Source organism: Bartonella sp. B1098 (assembly GCF_944896145.1).
Taxonomy (GTDB): domain Bacteria; phylum Pseudomonadota; class Alphaproteobacteria; order Rhizobiales; family Rhizobiaceae; genus Bartonella.
This window is the reverse complement of sequence record NZ_CALYLP010000004.1, coordinates 97,330-120,857: the sequence shown is the minus strand read 5'-3', so window position 1 is coordinate 120,857 and position 23,528 is coordinate 97,330. Positions and strand designations below refer to the sequence as shown.

At 40.6% G+C, this 23,528-nt stretch carries 14 protein-coding genes; 6 read left to right on the top strand and 8 right to left on the bottom strand.

The window, feature by feature from the left end:
* Window positions 1–2 precede the first annotated feature (2 nt).
* Together NNJ85_RS08015 and NNJ85_RS08010 are read left to right on the top strand one after the other, a co-directional pair.
* Entirely contained in the window at window positions 3–1,988 is a 1,986-nt protein-coding gene (locus NNJ85_RS08015; protein ID WP_254475063.1) for a MacB family efflux pump subunit, read from the top strand.
* Between the two features lie 839 nt (window positions 1,989–2,827).
* Window positions 2,828–7,786 carry a type ISP restriction/modification enzyme gene (locus NNJ85_RS08010; RefSeq protein WP_254475061.1) on the top strand — a complete coding sequence of 1,653 codons (4,959 nt, stop codon included), beginning with the start codon at window positions 2,828–2,830 and terminating at the stop codon, window positions 7,784–7,786.
* Here the strand turns inward: NNJ85_RS08010 and NNJ85_RS08005 are convergent.
* From NNJ85_RS08005 to NNJ85_RS07975, 7 genes are all read right to left on the bottom strand, one after another.
* Window positions 7,769–7,945, bottom strand: a complete 177-nt coding sequence (locus NNJ85_RS08005) for a hypothetical protein (protein WP_254475059.1) — start codon at window positions 7,943–7,945, stop codon at window positions 7,769–7,771. The genes NNJ85_RS08010 and NNJ85_RS08005 overlap by 18 nt on opposite strands.
* A gap of 305 nt (window positions 7,946–8,250) precedes the next feature.
* Entirely contained in the window at window positions 8,251–8,934 is a 684-nt protein-coding gene (locus NNJ85_RS08000; protein ID WP_254475058.1) for a YdcF family protein, read from the bottom strand.
* Window positions 8,921–9,874: an ABC transporter permease gene (locus tag NNJ85_RS07995; protein ID WP_254475057.1), complete on the bottom strand. Its 954-nt coding sequence runs from the start codon at window positions 9,872–9,874 to the stop codon at window positions 8,921–8,923. Before NNJ85_RS07995 ends, NNJ85_RS08000 begins: the two co-directional genes overlap by 14 nt.
* On the bottom strand, window positions 9,867–10,526 hold the full coding sequence (gene ftsE / locus NNJ85_RS07990) for a cell division ATP-binding protein FtsE (RefSeq protein WP_254475055.1): 660 nt from the start codon (window positions 10,524–10,526) through the stop codon (window positions 9,867–9,869). Before ftsE ends, NNJ85_RS07995 begins: the two co-directional genes overlap by 8 nt.
* Before the next feature lie 482 nt (window positions 10,527–11,008).
* Window positions 11,009–12,952 (bottom strand): acetate--CoA ligase, encoded by a 1,944-nt coding sequence (acs, locus tag NNJ85_RS07985; protein ID WP_254475053.1) that lies wholly within the window; start codon window positions 12,950–12,952, stop codon window positions 11,009–11,011.
* Window positions 12,953–13,615: 663 nt separating this feature from the next.
* Complete coding sequence (locus NNJ85_RS07980) at window positions 13,616–13,861, bottom strand: hypothetical protein (protein WP_254475052.1); 246 nt, start codon at window positions 13,859–13,861, stop codon at window positions 13,616–13,618.
* A 938-nt stretch (window positions 13,862–14,799) separates the two neighbouring features.
* Entirely contained in the window at window positions 14,800–15,489 is a 690-nt protein-coding gene (locus NNJ85_RS07975; protein WP_254475051.1) for a YggS family pyridoxal phosphate-dependent enzyme, read from the bottom strand.
* A 164-nt stretch (window positions 15,490–15,653) separates the two neighbouring features.
* Between NNJ85_RS07975 and leuS the strand changes: the two genes are divergently transcribed.
* Window positions 15,654–18,308 (top strand): leucine--tRNA ligase, encoded by a 2,655-nt coding sequence (gene leuS, locus NNJ85_RS07970; RefSeq protein WP_254475182.1) that lies wholly within the window; start codon window positions 15,654–15,656, stop codon window positions 18,306–18,308.
* A complete protein-coding gene (locus NNJ85_RS07965; RefSeq protein WP_254475050.1) occupies window positions 18,295–18,909 on the top strand; it encodes an LPS assembly lipoprotein LptE in 615 nt (204 codons plus the stop codon). The genes leuS and NNJ85_RS07965 overlap by 14 nt, the downstream gene beginning before the upstream one ends.
* On the opposite strand, the gene fsa is transcribed toward NNJ85_RS07965, so the two are convergent.
* The gene (gene fsa / locus NNJ85_RS07960) at window positions 18,906–19,559 is read right to left on the bottom strand and encodes a fructose-6-phosphate aldolase (protein WP_254475049.1); all 654 of its coding nucleotides are present in this window, start codon (window positions 19,557–19,559) and stop codon (window positions 18,906–18,908) included. The genes NNJ85_RS07965 and fsa overlap by 4 nt on opposite strands.
* 737 nt (window positions 19,560–20,296) lie before the next feature.
* Between fsa and NNJ85_RS07955 the strand changes: the two genes are divergently transcribed.
* Complete coding sequence (locus NNJ85_RS07955) at window positions 20,297–22,492, top strand: primosomal protein N' (protein ID WP_254475048.1); 2,196 nt, start codon at window positions 20,297–20,299, stop codon at window positions 22,490–22,492.
* Window positions 22,493–22,906: 414 nt separating this feature from the next.
* Entirely contained in the window at window positions 22,907–23,176 is a 270-nt protein-coding gene (locus tag NNJ85_RS07945) for a hypothetical protein (RefSeq protein WP_254475047.1), read from the top strand.
* The last annotated feature ends 352 nt before the right edge of the window (window positions 23,177–23,528 follow it).

Below are 23,528 nucleotides of genomic sequence, written 5' to 3'. Positions count from 1 at the left end.
TCATGAAAGCAGAAAAAGCAGAGGCTGTTTTCGTTTTAGAAAATATTGTGCGCTCATTTCCTGCGGGTGAAACATTTGTTACTGTCTTAAAGGATATCAATTTGACCATTAAGCGTGGAGAAATGGTGGCAATTGTGGGGGCTTCTGGCTCTGGAAAGTCCACACTGATGAATATTTTGGGGTGTCTTGATCGACCAAGTTCTGGGCGTTATTGGATTTCAGGAAAAGAAACTGCTTCTCTTTCTGCTGATGAATTATCAGCCTTACGGCGCAATCATTTTGGATTTATTTTTCAGCGCTATCACTTGTTGAATGAATTAACCGCCCTTGGAAATGTTGAAATTCCAGCTATTTATGCAGGTTATGCACCGGATATGAGAAAAAAACGTGCAGAAGAGCTTTTAACACGTTTAGGTATGAGAGAGAGAATTAATCATCGTCCCAATCAACTTTCAGGAGGGCAACAACAACGGGTGTCTATTGCGCGTGCATTGATGAATAATGCGGAGGTTATTCTTGCCGATGAGCCAACCGGTGCACTCGATAAACAGAGTGGGCAAGAAGTTTTGCGTATTTTGGATGAGCTTCATCAAGAAGGGCGCACCATTATTATTGTAACGCATGATATGCAGGTAGCTAAAAGAGCAGATCGTATTATTGAAATCAGTGATGGAGAAATTATTGCTGATAAGCTCTCAAAAAGTGCAAAAATAAAAATGAGTGTTCAACCTCTTCAGGAGCGAGAAGATATGAAAGATCCAAAAACATTGGGTTTTTTTCGTTCTTTTGTTGAACGTTTTCGTGAAGCATTTGTCATGGCATTGTTGGCTATGAATGCACATCGTCTGCGAACTTTTTTAACAATGCTTGGGGTGATTATCGGTATTGGGGCGATTATTGCCATGGTTGCTTTGGGAAATGGTACGCGGGAAAAAATACTGGATAATTTTAAAAGTTTTGGGTCTAATACATTAACCATTTTGCCTGGAAAAAGCCTCTCTGATCCACAAGCAGAGAAAATAACCAGTTTAGTGGAAGCGGATGCAGAAGCCCTTTCTAAATTACCCTATATTTCTGGTGTAACACCTCAGATTTCAGCAAGTTCTATGGTTCGTTTTGGTGCAGTTGAAGTCAATGCTGTCATTTCTGGGGTAGGAGAACAATATTTTCAAACACAGGGGCTTAAAGCTGTTCAAGGGCAGCTGTTTGATCAAAAAAGTGTGCATGAGCGGGCGGTTGATCTCGTTATCGAAAAGGAAGCACTTTCGGTGCTTTTCCCTCATAGTCATGGGAGTCCCATAGGGAAAATTGTTCATTTGGGTAATGTTCCTGCGCGCATTATTGGTGTGGTAGATCCACAACATATGGGAGGAGGGACTTCAAATACGTTGCAGGTTTATTTGCCCTATACAACTTTACAAACACGTTTTCTTGGTACAACTCAAGTTCGGGCCATTACTGTGAAAATTGCTGATCATATTGATTCAAATTTAGCCGAAAATATGGTGAAGCGTTTCCTTATTATGCGTCATGGTGGAGAGGATTTTTTCATTAGAAATTCGCAGTTCTTTCGTGATCGTATCATGGAAAGCACACATATTTTAACGCTTTTAGTGTCTTCTATTGCTGCAATTTCACTGATTGTAGGTGGGATTGGAGTGATGAATATCATGTTGGTTACGGTTTCTGAACGGATCAATGAAATTGGGGTGCGTATGGCTGTTGGCGCACGCCAAAGTGATATTCTTCAGCAATTTCTCATTGAAGCAATTTTGGTTTGTGTCATTGGTGGTGGATTGGGAGTCCTCTTTGGGCTTTCTATCGGTGGTTTGTTTTTGCTGTTTAAGGCGCCTATTCACCTCGTCTATACGATGGATTCAATCATTCTATCTCTTACTTTTTCCACCCTCATCGGGGTATGTTTTGGCTTTTCGCCAGCGCGACAAGCTTCACGGCTTGATCCTGTTGTTGCACTCTCGCGTGATTAAGTGCTCATTATATCCTAAGGCATGTCTATTATTTTATCTGCTTGGATATCGGCGTTTTTGAAGAAAAATATGGATGGGAAAAAGTTTGATTATCCGCTGCTTTTTCTTAGAAAACACTTCATTCGTTAAGGAAACAATCTCATTGAGACTCATAAAGTTTTATAGCACACCGTTCTCTTTATGTTTGATCAGGAGCAAATTGGAACCATCATACACTGCTTTTCAATATTGTTACAGCCGTTGGCATAAGAAGAGTGGAGATTTGAAACTCTTCATAAGAGACATTTGCCGTTTTTTCATGCGCGTAATTTAGCTTTCTTTAGACTATTTGTTTAAGATATCGCTTTTTTCTTCTCCATCTTCTCATTTTGGGGGCTGAGATAAAACAAGCCATTTTGGTTTTCTGCGATAAGGATGCTATCGGTGTTTCCATAGGAGGGTGATTTTAGGAAGCAACTGCGTAAAATGTGGCTTTGATCTCATGATTTTGGTGAGGGGGATAAAAAAGTTTGAGAGGTGGTAAGCCTCTCATTTTTTAAGCTCAATCCTAAAACTATTGCACACTTTAATTGTGTTGTTTTACAAAAGGCAAAAAAATATTTTCAAAATCATCACACTTTTCTTTTATTTCCATAAGAGAGGGGACATCAGTCAATTCATCGTATAGTTTGGGGCATTATAGTTTGGGAGGGGCAAAGGGATTTGCTCATATCATGTTGTCAAGGATAGAAAGAACATCTTAAAATTAAGATATTTTAAATCTTTTGGGGAAGACATAAGAGCATTGACGAATTGGTCTAGATTCGATAATTGAGGGTATTTAAAATTGGGGGGGAAGCATGACGACGCTACAATCGCTTTTACAGTCTTATCGTGAGGAAGCACGTACCGAACGGGATAAGGGCACGTATTTTGAGCGTTTGGCTCTTGCTTATTTGACCCATGATCCACTCCAGTCTCAGTGTTATGAAAAGGTTCAGACCTTTAAAGATTGGGCACATGAAAATGGTTGGGATGGTCGTGATACCGGTATTGATTTGGTGGCAAAGCTTCGCCATGAAGATGGTTTTGCGGCAATCCAATGTAAATTTTATGATGAATCCTATCGGATTAAAAAAGCAGATATTGATAGTTTTATTTCTGCATCAGGGAAAGAACCGTTTAAGCGGCGTGTGATCGTAGATAGTACACTCAATGCTTGGACTGACAATGCTGAAACAATGATACAGGGGCAAAAAATTCCTGTTACACGGATTAATCTTTCCGATTTGCAAAAAAGTCCAATCCGTTGGGAGACTTTTGCAGCCAAAGGCACAATTGCGTTGGAGGGTAAAAAGAAACTCCGTCCCCATCAGGGGGAGGCATTACGTTTTGTGCATGCGGGGCTTGCTCAGGCTGATCGGGGTAAGCTCATTATGGCTTGTGGAACCGGTAAGACATTTACCAGTCTTAAGATTGCTGAGGATTTAGCAGGTCAAGGCAAGTTTGTTTTGTTTCTTGTCCCCTCCCTTGCACTGATGTCACAGACGGTGCGTGAATGGACGACGGATGCAGAAATCGATTTACGTTCCTTTGCGGTTTGTTCTGATATACAAGTGGGAAAGCGTCGTAAAAATAGTGATGATGTTGCAGAAATTGATGTGTGTGACCTTGCTTTTCCAGCGACAACCGATGCAGCAAAACTGGCAGAACAGGCGGGCAAGAGTGTTGCAGATGAGATGAGCGTGGTGTTTGCAACCTATCAATCCATTCAGGTGATTGCGGATGCTCAGAAAAACTATGGTTTTCCTACCTTTGATCTGATCATTTGTGATGAGGCGCATCGTACAACAGGAGCAACGCTGGAGGGAGAGGATGAATCCAATTTTGTGAAGGTGCATTCCAATGATATTATTCGGGCTAAAAAACGCCTTTATATGACAGCAACGCCCCGCATTTTTGGGGATAATGCAAAAAGTCGCGCGAATGAAGCCAATGCTGTTCTCGCTTCGATGGATGATGAAAAGCTTTTTGGTAAAACACTTTTTTATCGGGGCTTTTCATGGGCTGTACAGCATAACCTTTTAACGGACTATAAGGTTATTGTCTTAGCGATGGACGAAAACCTCGTGAGTTCTGCTGTTCAAAAGCGCCTTAGTGATAGCGAATCTGCACTTATTCTTGATGATGCAACGAAGATTATTGGCTGTTATAAGGCGCTGACAAAAAAGGATATGAAGGCTGATGTTGGGGCTGATCCGTATCCCATGCAGCGTGCTTTGGCATTTTGTAAAGATATTCGCAGTTCTAAACTGGTCCGTGATGAATTTTCTGCGGTTGTTGAGGAATATCTTGAGTATACTCAAGGGAATGCGGAAAACGAGAATTTTCTGCAGTGTGAAATTGAACATGTTGATGGTACTTTTAATGCCAAGGATCGTGGTGCACTGCTTGATTGGTTGAAAGCGGATAGCGGTGATAAGGTTTGTCGTATTTTGACCAATGCTCGTTGTTTGTCTGAGGGGGTGGATGTTCCAGCTCTTGATGCCATCATGTTTTTAAATCCACGCAAGAGTCAGATTGATGTTGTGCAAGCGGTTGGGCGGGTGATGCGTCGCAGTGAAGGCAAAAAGATGGGGTATGTTATTTTGCCGATAGGGATTCCTTTTGATATTCCAGCGGAACAGGCTTTAAACAACAATGATAAATATCGGGTTATTTGGCAAATTTTAAATGCTTTGCGTGCACATGATGATCGTTTTGATGCGACAATTAATAAGGCATCGCTAGGGCAAGATATCAGCAATGTGATTGAGATTATTGGAGTGACAAAAAGTACTGAGTTACAGGCTGTGACAGCTGTTGTCGACAATCTTCCGATCCGCTTACAACCGGCACATTCAGGAATTGGAGGTCCTGAGCGTGATTTCCTTTTTACAGATGGTCAAGGGGAGCTTTCTTTCCCTGTGGATGAGCTTTCGCGTGCGATCATGGCAAAGATCGTCAAAAAATGCGGAACGCGTGATTATTGGGAGGACTGGGCGAGCAATATTGCGGAGATTGCCAAAAATCATATCACGCGCTTAACGGGTATTCTGGCAGAGCCAGACACGAGAGCGCGTCAAGCCTTTAACCAGTTTTTAGCAGAACTGCGTGATGATTTAAATAATGCGGTGACAGAGGCTGATGCGATTGAGATGTTGGCACAACATATTATCACGCGTCCTGTTTTTCAGGTGTTGTTTGAAGGTTATCAGTTTACGCGTGAAAACCCTGTCTCGCGTGCTATGCAACAGATGCTTGATGTGCTTAATGAAGCAAATCTTGATAAGGAATCCAAAGATCTTGAGAAATTTTACGCCAGTGTAAAATTACGCGCCAGCGGTATTACCGATCCACAAGCAAAGCAGAGGTTAATTGTAGAGCTTTACGATAAATTTTTTCGTTATGCTTTTCCACGAACAGTAGAAAAACTAGGGATTGTTTATACGCCCGTTGAGGTGGTGGATTTTATCATTCATTCTGTCAATGATGTGTTAAAACAAGAATTTGGCCAAACGCTTGGCTCTTCAGGTGTGCACATCATGGATCCTTTTACGGGAACAGGGACTTTTATCACACGGCTTTTGCAATCAGGCTTGATCAAACCAGAAGAAATGAAACACAAATTTTGTCATGAAATTCATGCCAATGAAATCGTGCTTTTAGCCTATTATATCGCTGCTATTAATATTGAGACAATCTATCATGGTTTGATGGGGGGTGATTATGTTCCCTTTGAAGGAATTTGTCTGACCGATACATTTCAGCTTTATGAGCAAGACAAAGATTTGATTAGCGATTTGCTAGCGGCTAACAGCACCCGCAGGTCACGCCAGAAGGAACTGGATATTCGTGTTATCGTGGGAAACCCTCCTTATTCTTCTGGACAAAAAAGCGAAAACGATAATGCCAAAAATATCGGTTATCCTAAATTGGATAGGCGTATCCGTGAAACTTATGCTGCTCAATCTAGTGCGAGCAATGTTAATGGACTTTATGACAGTTATATTCGTGCCATTCGTTGGGCAAGTGATCGCATAAAAGACTGTGGCATTATTGGTTTTGTCACAAATTCAGGTTTTATCAATGGATATTCTACGAACGGCTTACGAAAAGAATTGAGTAAAGAATTCTCAAACATTTATGTTCTCAATTTGCGTGGTGATATTCGCAAAAATATGTTGAGTAAAGGGCGTGCGCAAGAAGGACAAAATGTTTTCGGAAATGGCAGTATGACAGGAATTGCCGTGACGCTGTTTGTTAAAAATTCCAATGCCACAGGACCTTGTAAAATTTACTATCATGATATTGGCAATAACCTCACGACAAAAGAAAAACTACATGAGCTTCAGCGGTTGGGCAGTGTTGGTGGTATCAAGCGTGAACACGGTTGGCAAATGATTACGCCAGATGCGCATGGTGATTGGCTGGATCAGCGCAACAGTGATTTTGAGAAATTTTTAGCCTTAGGTGATAAGAAGAGGGGTGATAAAAAACTATTTGAAAATTTTTCTTGTGGGATAAAAACTAATCGTGATGCTTGGGCTTATAATTCAAGTCATGAAGCTTTAGCGGGCAATATGAGCGGTATGATTGCTTTCTATAATAATGAAGTAGAACGTTTTAATAATGCTTATGCACATTCTAATCGAAAAGCGCGTGTAAATGCTGTAAACGATTTTATCAATACAGATACTAAAAAAATCAGTTGGAGTCGTGCTATCAAACAACAATTAGCTAGAGGAAAAATTTCCGAATTTGCAAGTGATTGCGTAGTTCAGAGTCTTTATCGTCCTTTTACACAGCAATGGCTCTATTATAATCGCACTTTTAATGAAATGGTTTATCAAATGCCACGGATATTTCCGATGGAACAAGCAGTTGAAAATAGGGTTATACAAGTTACAGGAGTTGGAGCAAACAGTGGTTTTTCTGTTCTTATGACTAAAAATTTGCCTAGCTATGATGCAATGGAAAAAGGTCAATGTTTTCCACGGTATGTTTATGAGGATTTTAAGTCTTTAGAGGATAAAGAGGATGGTCAGGTTCATTTATTTACAAATTTTGCAGAAGGCAGAAAAAAAGCTGGTCTGCAGCGGCGTGATGCACTCACCGATGAAGGATTGGCGCATTTTGAGGCAGCTTATCCTGGTGAAGTGATTACAAAAGATGATTTGTTTTATTATGTCTATGGGATTTTGCACTCTGAGGATTACTGTGCGCGTTATGTGCATAATCTGTCTAAAGAATTGCCGCGAATTCCAACGGTCAAAAAAGCAGAAGACTTTTGGGCTTTTGTGGAAGCGGGGCGAAAGCTTGGTGATTTGCATATGAACTACGAAGAGGTTGAGCCCTATCCGGTGACCTATAAACAGGGGGATCCAAAAACTTGGGTGATTTCTGATGAAAAGAGTTTCTATCGTGTTCAAGCGATGAAATTTGCCGGTAAGCGCGGGGCTATTGATAAAAGTAGTGTGGTTTATAATAGCAATATTACCATGCAAAATATTCCTCTTGAAGCTTATACGTATGTGGTGAATGGTCGATCCGCTCTTGAATGGGTGATGGAGCGGCAGATTGTCAAAACGGATAAAGCAAGTGGGATTGTGAATGATGCTAATCGTTATGCTGTTGAGACGGTGGGTAATCCAGCCTATCCTCTAGAATTGTTTCAACGAGTTATTACGGTAAGCTTAGAAACCATGAAAATTGTGCGTAATCTTCCAAAATTGGAAGTGCGAGAAACTGAAAAGGTTCAATTATCCATTGTACGGTAAAATGAGAGTCTTTGGGGGCGGTGATAAAACACTCTTCTTTAAGGGAGCATGATCCAAGCCGGCACCATTATCCACTGCTCCCAATTTTGTGTTAAGAGCCCTTGTCACTTGAGACTTTTCATAAGAGGCATGTTGTTTTGGGACAGTTTTACGCCACACAGGTTCTCTTTTCCTGTGATGTGCAAACAAAACAGTTTTGATTGATTCAATAGAGAACAGATTTAAAGTGAGGGAATCTTATGGTATTTGAGACTCTTATTTAAGATAAATTATGGTAGATGATCATTATAAATCAATGTCTTGTAATGAATGCATAAGTGTATTGGGGCGTTTGCTTGGCATGAGGATTTGTTTGTCGAACCTTTATGGAGGAATCCCGTGTGAAAGGGTATGGAGAAAACGCTAGGAAGTGGTCAGAAGATGGCAAGGTTTAAAGTCACAAGGGTAAAGGATCATGGGGAAAATCAGAAGGCGGTTCTGATATAGACTTGGAGCGTTTTAATATATTGGACTATAAGAATGCGGGCTTGCTTGATCTGTTGTATTGTACTTTCAGCATCGCTCTTTTTCACAGGATAAGCAATGAAATGGATATCAGGCATGAGATATTTAAGTTCACGCATTGAGCGCCATATGTGGTAATCATGGGTGACGATATAAAGGGTTTTATAGTGATGCTTTTTAATCCAAGCGGCGCTTTCTTCGGCGTTTCCTCTGGTGTTAATTGCTTGATGCCCAATATCAATACAACAGGAGATAAGTTGTGGGCTAATATGCATGTTATGCATAAACCCCTTTAGATTGGTTGAGGCGTTTACGCCACTGATGAGGAGTCGTGAACCCAGCCCTTTTTGTAAGAGATGGAGTCCTGTTTCTATTCGGTGTTCTCCGCCTGTAAGCACAATGATGGCATCGGCTTTGGGAAGAGGCATTGGAGGAGAAAGCCGTTCGGTTTTTTCAGAAAAAATAATAAAACCACCCCAAAAAATGAAAACAATGACGGCAAGAGTAAGGGTTGTTGGTGGAAAATAGCGAAATAAGCGGCGGGGAGACCAGCTATGGTGGGGCTGTTTTGAAACAGGACGTTCTAAATTATTTTGAGTCAATGAGTTGGAGCTGTTGTGAGTCATAAAATTAAAATAAACCATTTTCACATTGATCGATTTTTTTCAATTGCGCTAAAATAGTCATGCGGTTTGTCAAAGTGGTGAGAAAAGAAACGAAAATAATCAGGAGAATAATTTTTCCATAAGGAATGGAATTTATGGAAATATGTCCAAATAAAGCGGTTACTTGGCTGGCTTCTGCTCTTCCTAAGTTATAATTCGTCCACAGACAAAAGGTTGAGAACAGAAATATACTTGTGAGACCACCATATAAAGCACCGCGCAGCGCAGTTTTAAAAAAATGCCAGTCAAATTGACGCGCAATGAAAAGGGTTTCAGTACCAAGAAAATATAACACATTGATAATATGGGCGTTTTCTGCCAATGCATTGCGGGTGGCAAAAACAATGGTGAGGATAAGAGAGCCTAAAACCAATGCTAAAATTGAAAAACCAATAAAAACAGTGGTATATGCCATGGTTGCAAAGCGATGGACCCAAACACGGTGATCATCAAATTGACCGCCTGGAATTTGAGTTTTAATGGCATGATTGATGGCGGCAAAATTGATTGTTTCATCTTCTTTTAAGGTGACAATGATAAGGCGGGGAAGAGGCAATTCGTTCAAATTAAAACCTGTTCCAAGCCATGGTTCGAGTAACTTTTCGGTGGCGTTTTGGTCAACAATTTTTGCATCTTGTACACCAGAAAAGGTTTTAACTAATGTTACTGCATCATGAAGTGCTTTGTTGATATCAACATTGTCAACGGGGCGTATTTGTATTGTAGCTTCATAGCTAATCTGATTGCTCCAATTTTTGGCAGAACGCTGGACTAAATCAACACCAATTAAGGTGAGGCTTGAGAGAAATGTCATAATAGCAATGACGGCAACCAGCGCTTGCCCAGAAATGTTGCTACTGGGAATAATCGCCGTTGTGGTTTTTTTATTGCTGGTAAAAATGGAAAAAAATTTATTCATGAATCGTCATCCGTCCATTATGGAGAAGCATACGTCGTGCTGCAACTTGTTCCATTAAGGCGATATCATGAGTGGCAATGATTACAGCCGTTCCAAAACGGTTTAATTCAATAAACAAACGCAACAGGCGTTTTGCCAAGGGCGGGTCGACATTTCCTGTTGGTTCATCCGCAAGAAGAATTTCAGGCTGATCAATCAATGCACGTGCAATGGCGACTCTTTGCTTTTCCCCACCGGAAAGAACCGGTGGTAAAACATGAATATGATCGCCAAGACCTACCCAACAGAGAAGATCTTCTACTTCACTGCGGTAGGTTGCTTCTTCTTGCCCTTTAATGCGTAAGGGCAAAGAGACATTTTCATAAGTGGTCATGTGGTCAAGGAGACGAAAATCTTGAAAAACCACCCCAATACGTTGTCGTAGCGCAGGGAGCTCTTGTCGTCTAAGTAAAGCTGTGTCTATTCCAAATAAATCAATATGACCACGCGTTGGTTTGAGTGCTAAAAACATCAGACGCATCAATGATGTCTTACCTGCTCCAGAGGCTCCCGTGAGAAATTGAAATGATCCAGCAGGAATATGAAAGCTAATATCACGAAGGATCTCTGGGCCCATTCCATAGCGCAGACCGACATTTTCAAAATGAATCACTTTTTGTTCTTACTCCTGATTTTATCTTGTAGCATTTATTTTAAAAATTTTTGCCGTTTCATAGCGTTAGGCTTTTGTTGTAAGCTTGTTCATTTTAGATTTCATGTTTTTTTTCTGCGCTTTTGTTATCGATAAATATTCTTGCTCAAAAATATTATCATTTATACTTGCTCTTTCTCCCTTTATTTATGATTTTAGCAGGAATTTCAAAGTGATTCTAGCATAAACATCAGAATTATCTTTCCTTTTTGTTCAGAGACTTTTTTGCATTGAGGGGGCATGAAGCCATTAAAAAGGCAATTTAAAAAGGCTCTATTGCTCTTTTTATCTCATTATCTTATTTTTTTATTCACATGCATATTCCCATTAAGAGCATATTCCAGTTAGGAAGTTTTTCTTCTTATCGGTGGTTTTCATAATAATGCCGAGATATTTGTGCAAAAAATAAAAACCACCGTATGGTTGTATTTTGTCGTTTTTCTTTAATCTTGTCGATTGGCAATCAGATCTTCAACAACTTGTGGTTCGGCAAGGGTTGAAATATCTCCTAAATTATCAAAATTATTTTCAGCAATTTTGCGTAAAATGCGTCTCATAATTTTTCCTGATCGCGTTTTGGGAAGTTGCGGAGCAAACTGAATTTTATCCAAGATGGCAATGGAGCCTATTTCCTTTCTGACATGCTGAATAAGCTCTTTACGTAATTGGTCACTGGATGTTTTGCCTTCCATAAGAGTGACAAAGCTGTAGATCCCCTGTCCTTTAATGGGATGTGGGTAACCAACAATAGCGGCTTCTGATACAGCGGGGTGCAAAACAAGGGCGGATTCAATTTCAGCGGTTCCTAATCTGTGCCCTGAGACATTGAGAATGTCATCAACCCGTCCTGTAATCCAGTAATAGCCATCACTATCGCGCCTACAGCCATCGCCTGTAAAATATTTTCCTTTATAGGTGGAAAAATAGGTTTGAATAAAGCGCTCGTGATCCTTATAGAGCGTGCGCATTTGTCCGGGCCATGAATCACTGATACAAAGATTGCCTTCTGCTTCACCTTCTAAAACATTGCCCTGGGCGTCAACGATTTGGGGTTGAACACCAAAAAAGGGACGTGTGGCGGAGCCTGCTTTGAGGGGTATTGCACCGGGGAGGGGGGTGATCATATGCCCTCCTGTTTCTGTTTGCCACCATGTATCGAGAATCGGACAATGGTTATTTCCAATTGTGTGATAAAACCATTCCCATGCTTCTGGATTAATCGGTTCCCCGACAGTTCCTAAGAGGCGTAAGGATGTCCTTTTCGAGCATTCAACGAATGAATTGCCTGCTCCCATTAAGGCGCGGATAGCGGTTGGTGCGGTGTAGAATATATTAACTTGGTGTTTGTCAACAATTTCCCAAAATCTGCCTTTGTCAGGAAAGGTTGGGGTGCCTTCAAACATTAAAGTGGTGGCTTTGTTGCATAGAGGTCCATAAACCAAGTAAGAATGCCCCGTAATCCAACCAATATCGGCTGTACACCAGTAAATTTCACTGGAGTGATAATCAAAAACATATTTGTGGGTCATTGCAGCAAAAACAAGATAGCCCGCTGTGGTATGCAAAACACCTTTGGGTTTGCCGGTTGAGCCTGAGGTGTAAAGAATAAAAAGTGGATCTTCAGCATTCATGGGTTCTGCTGGACAGTCTGTTTTGGCATGAGCAATTTCTTCATGGTACCAAAAATCACGTCCTTCTACCCAATCAATTGGTTCACAAGTTCGCCGTATAACCATAACTTGATCGACACACATATTTGGGCGGGCGGCAATCTCAATGGCATGGTCAACATTGTCTTTTAAGTTAATCCTTTTGCCACCACGCAAGCCATGATCAGCGGTAATGATGAAGGTCGATTCACAGTCAACAAGGCGTCCTGCTATGGCTTCAGCAGAAAAGCCCGCAAAAATAACCGAATGAACAGCACCAATGCGGGCACAAGCGAGCATGGCATAGGCTGCTTCGGGAATCATGGGAAGATAAATGGTTACTTTATCGCCTTTCTTAATGCCACGGCTTTTTAAGAGATTGGCAAAACGACAAACATGTTCATAAAGCTCATTATAGGTTATTTTTTTATCATGATAGGGGTTATCCCCTTCCCAAATCAGAGCGATTTTATCTCCATGGGTTTTCAGGTGGCGATCAATGCAATTATAGGCAACATTTGTTATCCCATCTTCGTACCATTGAATTAATACATCATCATTAAAAGAAGTGTTTTTTACTTTTGTAAAAGGCTTAAACCATTCAATACATTGACCATGTTTTGCCCAAAAGCTTTCTGGATCATTGATGCTTTCCTGATACCATTTTTGATAAGTTTCCTCATTGAGTAAAGTATTTTTTTTGATCTCTTCTGATATCGGATAAATTTTTTCAGTCATGTTTCCCTCTTTTAATTTATTGTTTGGAAAAATTAGCCATGGTGTTTTTATATTTGTGGCAGCTTTTTCCCAAAAGCTTTTCATTGTGAGGGTAGACTAAATGACAAAGATTGGAATAGTCAATTTTTAAAATCTGATACGTTTGTCTTCAGATGAGTATTTTATGCTCATTTAGGGCACGCACATGCGGAAGAACCTATTGTCGTGCAGAGCTTTTTATAAAAGCATAAAGATATTAAAAAATACCCTAGGAGAGGGAATGAGACTGCTTTCTTGATGAGAATATTTTTTATTTTGTACTCATTCGTTTTAAAAGAATAAATCCAATAAAGATTAATATAAACCAAAATATTTACATAAACTATCAGAAATAAAAAATAGAATTCCTCCCAATAATCCTGTTATTATGGATAGTTTTCAACTCCAACCACCGAATGTTTTAACAAAAGTAGCATATATAGGGATAAATACAATAAGTATTAAGAACAATCTTGCAATTTTATAAAGAATATCCATTATAAAAAAATCCTAATTATAACATTTTGTATAGTAGATATCTCTGAAAATTATTTTATCCATGATATATTTTTTCGAATATAGTTACAAAATTACTAACTTCAGAGATATCTTTAAGCTATTCTCTAAAAATTAGAGCCAACACGCTCAAGCTTTTTCTCCAAAAGCCCAAAGACCACCTGTTAAGAGTCCACCTACGGCGCCACCTGAAAGTGCTCCTGCCGGTCCTCCAGTATAAGCACCTGTAACTGCCCCGACTCCTCCTCCATTAAAAGCTCCATGCAACGCTCCTATACCTATGTGAGTTATAAAATCATTAGGATTATATGTATTTCCATAAATGATAGGTGTTGAGTCATGTATCGTATAAGTTAAACCTGAAAAATTTCTCATTTTATTCCTCCTTGAATTATCTCTATTGAAAATAGTATCATAATGATACATTTCAGATGGTTATCACGTGTTTTAAAAAAATATTAAATATAATTTTTCAAAATATAAACAAAAATACTGTATAAATGATGAATACATTATTTATATACTATTTATATTTTGAAATATTCTTCTTAATAAGATGAAAATATTATTTATAGTGTTTAAATATAAGAAATACGTCCACATTTTTTTTAATTTTAGTTTAAAATGAGAAAAATTGTGCATCTGAAAAGTTGGTGTTTTTCTCTTGATTTACAAAGATCACCAAGAAATAGATTTGTGCTATCATTGAATTTAGTTGTGTTGTTATTGTTTGTACGCATGTATTGGGATTAATACTTTTTTAGGCGATTGCCCAAGTGCATCTTACCCCTTTTTAGTACGTAGAAAGCCTTTTCTTATCTGCTTTATGCCATTGACAAATGGGGAATTGTTTACGCGTGTTGGGGAAGTTGAGAGAATTCGTGGTTTTTAATGGAAATCATTACGATAATCGTTTTGAATGTTCTTTTGCTATTATTTATTTGGCGACAGTTTTTTCATTTATGTGTAACGTATCTATTCTCATTATTTTGTCTTTAATATAAGGATTTTTTTTGGGTGCTTTGGCGGGGAATTGATCAAAGGGGGCGAAGTAGAGGCGATGTGTGAGAATATGAAAGACAAAGCAGAGCTGTCTTGAAGTCATGTTATGGATGGGCTGGTGAGAATCTCTTGAAGAGCATTTTTGCTCATTTTGCTTATGGGATGAAAGAGAGAGGGGAATATTTTCTGCTAGAGTTTCTCTTTTATTGAGGGGAATATTTTTTCATTTCTGTTGTTTTGGGCTTATTCGTAGCGTTTTCAAGGGAAATTTGTATGGAGGGGGGCATGAATTTATATGAAGGGAAATGGCTTCATACAGGGCGTTTGCCGAATAAAGCAGAGCCAATGCGAAGGACATTCGAGCCAAATTGTAGGGCTGTTTTAAAGTCATTGGACATGCCCATGGAAAGCTTTGGAAGATCGGCTTGTTTTGCTAGTTTTGCTAATAGAGCGAAATAGGGTCCAGGGTTTTCCTCAACGGGGGGGATGGCCATCAGACCAATGATATCAAGTCCATAGTTGTTTTTGCATTGAGAAACAAAAGGGATCACGTCTTGCGGTGCAACACCACTTTTTTGCGATTCTAAGCCAATGTTGACTTGAACATAGCAGGGGAGATGTTTTTGTTGTTTTTGCATTTCTTCTGCCAAAATTTTGGCTATTTTTTCACGATCAACCGTTTGAATGACATCAAAAATTTTAACAGCTTCAGCGGCTTTATTGGATTGTAGAGGACCGATGAGATGAAGTTTAATATTTTCAAATTGTTGACGTAACTCTAGCCATTTTTGTGCTGCTTCTTGCACACGATTTTCTGCAAATTGAGAGTGACCGGCTTGCAAAAGAGGGCGGATATCAGCAGCAGAAACAGTTTTTGAAACAGCAATCAGTTCAACTTCTTCCACAGGGCGTTGTAACTCTTGGCATAGTATTGCGATGTCTTTTTGAAGGTTTTGCAATGCTTCAGTGGAAGAGGCTTGGGGGAGTGTGTGTGTCTTCATATTTTTGTGCTTTACCGTTTTTATTCGAGTTTTATTCAGGGGGGGGTATTTTTATAAAATACTTAGGGAAATATTGCACGAAAATGTTGACGATGAGGTTAATCCATGGTCAAGCATAATAAAACAAGTTTTTGGTTCAGTTTTATTAAAAGAGTATCATGGGAATGACGATTGAGCATTATAAGATAGGTGAACGCTATAATCCACGTGCGCGAGAAAAAAAATGGCAAGAAATTTGGGATGAAAAGAAAATTTTTCAGACTATAGGGGAGGATGGTCGTAAAAAATATTATGTTTTAGAGATGTTTCCTTATCCGTCAGGCCGTATTCACATGGGGCATGTGCGCAATTATGCCATGGGAGATGTGGTGGCACGCTATAAACGCGCAAAGGGGTTTAATGTGCTTCATCCTATGGGCTGGGATGCTTTTGGAATGCCGGCTGAAAATGCTGCTTTGCAAAGTAAAGTGCATCCTAAAACGTGGACCTATGAAAATATTGCCGTGATGCGTGGGCAATTAAAGCAATTAGGGCTTTCACTCGATTGGGCGCGTGAATTTGCAACGTGTGATGTGGATTATTACCACCGCCAACAAATGCTGTTCCTTGATTTTTATCAAAAGGGGTTGGTGGCGCGTAAAGTGGCTAAGGTCAATTGGGATCCCGTTGACCACACGGTTTTGGCCAATGAACAGGTTGTGGATGGAAGGGGTTGGCGTTCGGGCGCGTTAGTTGAACAGCGGGAATTGACCCAGTGGTTTTTCAAAATTAGTAACTTTAGTGAAGATTTACTCGCAGGACTTGAAGAACTGGATCAATGGCCTGAAAAAGTGCGCACGATGCAAAAAAATTGGATTGGAAAATCCCAAGGTTTGCTGATTCGTTGGGCTTTAAAGGTAACAGCTGATGATGCAAAGGATGCTCATGATGTTTGTCAGTCCTTTAATGAGGTTGTTTGTTATTCAACACGTCCTGATACCTTGTTTGGTGCTTCTTTTTTAGCCCTGTCTGTTGATCATCCTATTGCGCAAGCTCTTGCAAAAAAAGACAAAGCCTTGGCAGCTTTTGTTGAGAGTTGTCGGAGTGGTGGAACAACAACAGCAGCACTTGAAACAGCGGAAAAACAAGGGTTTCGCACATCACTTGTGGCGGTGCATCCTTTTGATTCAACGGTGCATATCCCCGTTTATATCGCTAATTTTGTGTTGATGGACTATGGAACGGGGGCTGTTTTTGGCTGTCCAGCCCATGATCAGAGAGATTTCGATTTTGCGCGTAAATATGATCTTCCGATAAAACCTGTAGTTTTGCCAAAAGGGACGAAGGAAGAAAATTTTGTCATTGCTGAAACACCTTATGTGGGTGATGGGGTGATGATTAACTCCCACTTTTTGGATGGTTTGACACCTCAACAAGCCTTTGAAGAAGCTGCCAAAAGGCTTGAGGGGCAAGTGATCAATGGGCAACCACAGGGAGAAAAAACAGTGCAATTTCGATTGCGTGATTGGGGGATTTCGCGTCAACGTTATTGGGGATGCCCCATTCCGATAATCCATTGTAAAACGTGTGGTGTTGTGCCTGTCCCCCGTTCTGATTTGCCGGTTATATTGCCTGATGATGTTACTTTTGATCAACCGGGCAATCCTCTTGTGCGCCATGAAAAGTGGCAGGATGTTGCTTGTCCTTCCTGCGGTCAATCTGCCAAACGCGAAACGGATACCATGGATACTTTTGTGGATTCTTCTTGGTATTATGCGCGCTTTACGGCTCCTTTTGCCGCAGAACCTGTTGAGCAACAAGCAATCGCTGAATGGTTGCCTGTGCAACAATATATTGGTGGAATTGAGCATGCCATTCTCCATCTTCTTTATGCGCGCTTTTTTATGCGTGCTATGAAATTGGTTGGTCATGTGAGTGTGGATGAGCCTTTTAAGGGGCTGTTTACGCAAGGGATGGTGGTGCATGAAACCTATCGCGATGATCAAGGGTGGGTTTCTCCAGCAGAGATTTCGATTGTTGAAAAAGATGGAAAACGATGTGCTTATAAATTGACCGATCAAAGCGAAGTGACAATTGGTTTGATTGAGAAAATGTCAAAATCAAAAAAGAATGTCGTTGATCCTGATGATATTATTGCCTCCTATGGCGCTGATACGGTACGCTGGTTTGTGTTGTCTGATTCACCGCCCGAGCGGGATGTTATCTGGACAGAATCGGGTGTTGAAGGCGCGTATCGCTTTGTGCAGCGTGTTTGGCGCCATGTGGCTTTAAGTGCTTCTGTTTTAAAGGATGTGCCCCCTTGTGCAGGGCATCAGGGGGCGGCTTTGGAACTGTCAAAGGTTGCACATCGCACGCTTCACGCTGTCGAAGATGATTTAGAAAAATTCGCTTTTAATCGAGCTATTGCACGTCTTTATGAATTCTTGAATATTATGGCACCTTTGTTAAATAAGGTGACGGATGTTGAGGATGAAATGAAAGCGGCTTTACGTCAAGCTATGGATTTTTTCCTTGCCATGATTGCACCGATCATGCCGCATTTAGCTGAGGAATGTCATGCTGCTTTAGGGGAGAAAACTTTAATGTCTGAACTTGCTTGGCCTGTTTATAACCCCGCATTAATCGTTGAAGAAAGTTATACTTTGCCGGTGCAAATTAATGGTAAAAAACGCGGTGAGGTCACCGTTGCTGCAACTGCGAATGAGACGATGATTAAAGAAGCAGTTTTGGCTTTAGATTTCGTACAGGCGCAGCTGGGTGAAAAACCTATGAAAAAAATTATTATTGTTCCACAAAGGATTGTGAATGTCGTTCTTTAAAAGTTTTCTGCTTGTTGTTTTAGCGGGTGTCTTCACACTGTTGTATGGGTGCAAAATTGAACCGCTCTACCGTCAAGAGTCGCAGAGTTTAAGAGTAATGAATTCTGCTGTTTATGAGGGGTCTTACGCGCATCAGAATTCTCTTTCTGAGCAAGCTTCTTTGGGGCTTACAGCAAAGCTTAGCTCTATTGTTGTGGAAGAGCCTTCGGATCGTTTTGGACAAATGGTGCGCAATCATCTGCTGTTCCTTTTGTATGGAAAGGGTGGAAAACCTTCTCAACCGGCTTATCGATTGGCATTGCAGATATCCGTCTTGACAAGAGAATCGATGCAGATAGAGGTTGATTTTGAGAAAAAGAGAAAGGGACGACCTTCTGTTGGAACTGTTATGAGCAAAGCTTCCTATACCTTGCAGGATATGAAAAATAGACCTGTTGCAAAAGGAACAGCAATAATGAATGCATCTTTTGAGCGACTTCGTCAAGAATATGCAACGATGCAAGCAGAAGAAGATGCAAAAAAGCGTGTGGCAGAAGAGCTGGCTGAACAGATTTTTTTGTTACTTTCGAGAGATCTTTCCAATAAAACTTCTAGTCCTTAGGCAATATTTTGTCCTGTTTTTTGCCAATCGTTGAGAAATATTTGTAACCCTTTATCTGTAAGCGGATGGTTGACGAGGGCTTTTAAGATTGCGGGTGGAACTGTTGCAACGTCAGCACCGCTTAGGGCTGCTTCTTTGACATGATTAACGGTGCGGATTGAAGCGGCTAAGATTTGTGTTTTATAGTTATAGTTATCATAAATTGTGCGAATTTCATGAAGGAGTTCACCTCCATTGAGTCCGCAATCATCGAGTCTCCCAATAAAAGGTGAAACAAATGTTGCACCTGCTTTGGCTGCAAGTAAGGCTTGATTGGCAGAAAAACAAAGGGTGAGATTTGTTTTTAGTCCTTCTGCTGTCAGGGCTTTACAAGCTTTTAATCCATCCAGTGTTAAAGGAAGCTTGATGCAAATATTATCGGCAATCTTTGCTAAAACAGCCGCTTCTTTCATGATTTTTTCAAATTCTGTTGCGGCAACTTCAGCAGAAACAGGCCCACTAACGAGGGAACAAATTTCTTTTGTCACTTCAAGAATATTGCGTCCTGATTTGAGGATAAGAGAGGGATTGGTGGTCACACCATCAACAAGACTTAAATTCTGTAATTCTCGTATTTCTTCAATATTGGCGCTGTCCACAAAAAATTTCATCTCTAACCTCTTCCTTTTAGCTTTTTATGTTGTAGCCTGTTTTTTTGTTATGCGCTATTGTTGACTGCAAAAGCAAGAGTAAGAATAAATATCCTTGTGAAAATTAGGAATGCCATGATGTTCATAAAAAAGGATACGATGGTGTTCATCATGTATTTACTTTCTGTAAAGGAAGATCGCGTGTCAGTGAATGGATTTTTGTGTCATAAATTACCATTGAAGAAGTTATGTGTTTTACGCATGAAGTTTTTCTTATGTTCAAAGAATTTATTTATAACGAAAAAATTCTCATATTGAGCGTTTTTATGACGATATGTAAAAATGATTTATCTTTATAAATCAATCTATTGAGAATAAGTTGAGCATTGAGCTGGAAAAAATAAAAATGTATATGTTGGGCATGAAATTACACTTATGGATTGCTAGGGAGCGCAGGGATAATGTTGGGTGGAATGCTTAATTGTGATGGATTTTAATTGGCACTGGAGAATGGCGTTGTTTTTTTGTTAGAGAGGATGACATTGTATTGATTGTTGGCGTTTTGGTGATGGAATGCGTCTTAAAAAGAATTTTGGGGAGAAGCTTGTTGTGAAAAGGGGAGTGATTGAAGCCCGCCATGAATTTTATAAGAGTGTTTAAAGATAAGGTGTAGACTTGTTGGGGTTCAAGAGGATCGTAGACAAAAGGATTGTAGATAAGGGGGAGATCATGGATTGGTTAAAAGGGTGAATTCAAACATGATAGAGGAAAAGGTTGTTTCTGTCTTGGTTCCTCTTCCTGTTGCGCATGCTTATAGTTATAAAGTTCCGTCTTCTATGGAGGTGGAAATTGGTTCTTTTGTTCGGGTTCCGGTGATGGGGCGTGAACTTTGCGGTTTTGTGGTGGATGTTGGAAAGAAGACAAAAGATGGTCAAGAAACTGCTTCGGTGGCGCGTGAAAAATTACGTTCTCTTTTATATGTTTTTGATTGTCCGCCATTAAAGGCAGAAATGATCGCATTTTTGCGGTTTGTTAGCCGTTATACCATGACGCCTTTTGGTCTTGTTGCACGATTGGTTTTGTCTGTACCGGCTGCTTTAGAGCCGGAAGCGCAGATGCTGGGATTACGCTATTGTGGAGGAGATGTGGAACGTCTTACACCAGCGCGGTCACGGGTTTTGGAATTGGTGTGCAGTGAGAAGATCTGGACACGTTCTGGTCTTGCGCATGCGGCTGGAACATCTGTTTCTGTCGTTGAAGGTTTAAAAGCACTAGGAATTTTTGAAGATGTTAAAATTCCTGCTCCTGATCTTGTGAGCATGCCCGATCCTGACTTTTGTCCTCCTCAGTTGCAGGGCGCACAGAGTGAAGCAGCAAAACTGTTGCGGGAAGGTGTTTTGTCTTCTCAGTTTCAAGTTTTTTTGCTCGATGGTGTGACGGGCTCTGGAAAGACAGAAGTTTATTTTGAAGCGGTTGCTCAAGCTTTCAAAGAGGGTAGCCAAGTTTTGATTTTATTGCCAGAAATTGCTTTAACACAGCAGTTTTTAGATCGTTTTTATGCACGCTTTGGCGCTGCAGCAGCAGAATGGCATTCCGATTTGACACCGCGTCGTAGAGAACGTGTCTGGCGGCAAGTGGCAGAAGGGCGGGTGCATGTCGTTGCGGGGGCTCGTTCGGCACTTTTTCTTCCCTTTCATTCACTGGGCTTGATTGTTGTCGATGAAGAGCATGATAGCGCTTATAAACAAGAAGAGCGCATTTTTTATCATGCGCGTGATATGGCTGTTGCTCGGGGCTCTTTTGAGCATTTTCCTGTTATTTTGTCCTCAGCTACACCGTCGATTGAAAGCCAAGCCAATGTTTTAAAAGGGCGTTATCAAAAGGTGCATTTACCCTCCCGTTTTAAAGAAGTTGCCCTTCCACAGTTGCGGGTCATTGATATGCGTCAAGGAGGAGTGCAAAAGGGGCGCTTTATTTCTTTTACCCTTGAAAGGGCTTTAAAACAAACGCTTGAAAAAGGTGAGCAGGCGCTGCTTTTTCTTAATCGTCGTGGTTATGCGCCTTTAACTTTATGCCGAGTGTGTGGACATCGTTTTCAGTGTAGCGATTGTTCAAGTTGGTTGGTCGAACATCGCGCGCAAGGGCAATTAAAATGCCATCATTGTGGTTATCATCAACCACTTCCAGAAGCCTGTCCTGAATGCGGAACATTAGACCATCTCGTGGCTTGTGGACCGGGTGTGGAAAGAATTGCAGAAGAAACACAAATGCTTTTTCCACAAGCGCGCTCATTGATTCTTTCAACGGATCTCAAAGGGGGGATTGGGCAGTTGCGAAGCGAATTGCAAGCTATTGCCAATGGTGATGTGGATATTATTATTGGAACACAGTTGGTCGCTAAAGGACATCATTTTCCCAAGCTCTCTCTGGTGGGGGTTGTTGATGCTGATCTTGGTCTTGCTAATGGCGATTTACGCGCCAGTGAACGAACCTTCCAGCTTCTCTCTCAAGTGACTGGAAGAGCAGGGCGGGTGGGATTGGAAAGTTTAGGATTATTGCAAACCTATCAACCGGATCATCCAGTCATAAAGGCTTTACTTTCATGCCAATCAGAAGATTTTTACACACGAGAAATTGCAGCACGTCAACAGTATCATTTGCCCCCTTATGGGCGTCTTGCCTCTTTGATTGTGTCTGCACAACAGCGCCAAGTCGCAGAACATTATGCGCGGGCACTCCGTCAAGCCGCACCGCGGGAGAAAAATATCTCAGTTATGGGACCGGCAGAGGCGCCTTTGGCTCTGGTTCGGGGGCGTTATCGTTTTCGGCTTTTATTGCAAGGTCAGCGCTCTTTTGATATACAAGGGTTTATTCGGGCAATGCTGAGAAATAGCCCTAAAATGCCCAGTTCCGTTCGGGTTCAAATTGATATCGATCCGCAAAGCTTTTTTTAAAAATAAAATTTCTCTTTCAAGTGATTGGAAGAGCAGGGCGGGTGGGATTGGAAAGTTTTAGGATTATTGCAAATCGGTTAACCCGATCCATCCGGTCATAAAAGCTTTACTTTCATGCCAACCAGAAGATTTTTTTTATACACGGGAGATTGCAGCACGTCAGCATGATCATTGTCCCCCTATAGGCGTTTTGCCTCTTTGATTGTGTCTTTTAAGCAGCACCAAGCCGCAGAACATTATGCGCGTGGCATTGTGTCAAGCCGCACCGCGGGAGGAAAATATCTTGCTTAATAAACCAACAGAGACATCACCCTTATTCGTACAACATGTTGATTTATTAAGAGTTTTCACTTTTACAGGTTACAGGTGAGGCGCTCGTGTGGCGTGGAATTATCCAAGAAAGGCATGCCTCTTATGAACTGTCTCAAGTGTCAAGGGTTTATCGCAACATTAAGGCAATGGGTGAGAGCCGTTGGTTTGCTTCTGATCAAACGTAAAGATGGGGGCTCAATGGAGGTTTATCGCATTCATGGGTGCTGTCACGAAATGGAGATGCTCCATTTCTTACACTTTTGTTCCTTTCGTTTTTTAATGGAAGAAGATTTTTCATACAAAGCAGAACGCTCCCAATCGAGTATTCCCAAAACAGAATGTCATTATGGTTACTTTCATCTGCTTGTTTGAGTCATTGTTTGAGCAAATATTTCTCAGAGTGTTGGTATTCATTTTATGATGTTGCTCATCAATAATGTAAACGCTTTGCATAAATGAATAAAGCCGTTAAGGCTCCCTATCTTTTCACACAAAATATAAGTTGGCACCTTCTAGAAGTTCTGTATACATAAGAGTGTTTTTGGAAAGTTTTTTTGCAAGAAAATATACTTGGTGAAATGTTTTAAAAAGAGTGGGCATTTAAAACAAAAGGATCATTTTTGTTAATTTTAAGGAGATATCCGTTATTATTTTTTGCTTGTCCATTTGAAATAATAGATTTTTTTAGTCGCTTCTCGCTTCTCGCAAAACTTTTGTAGAATAA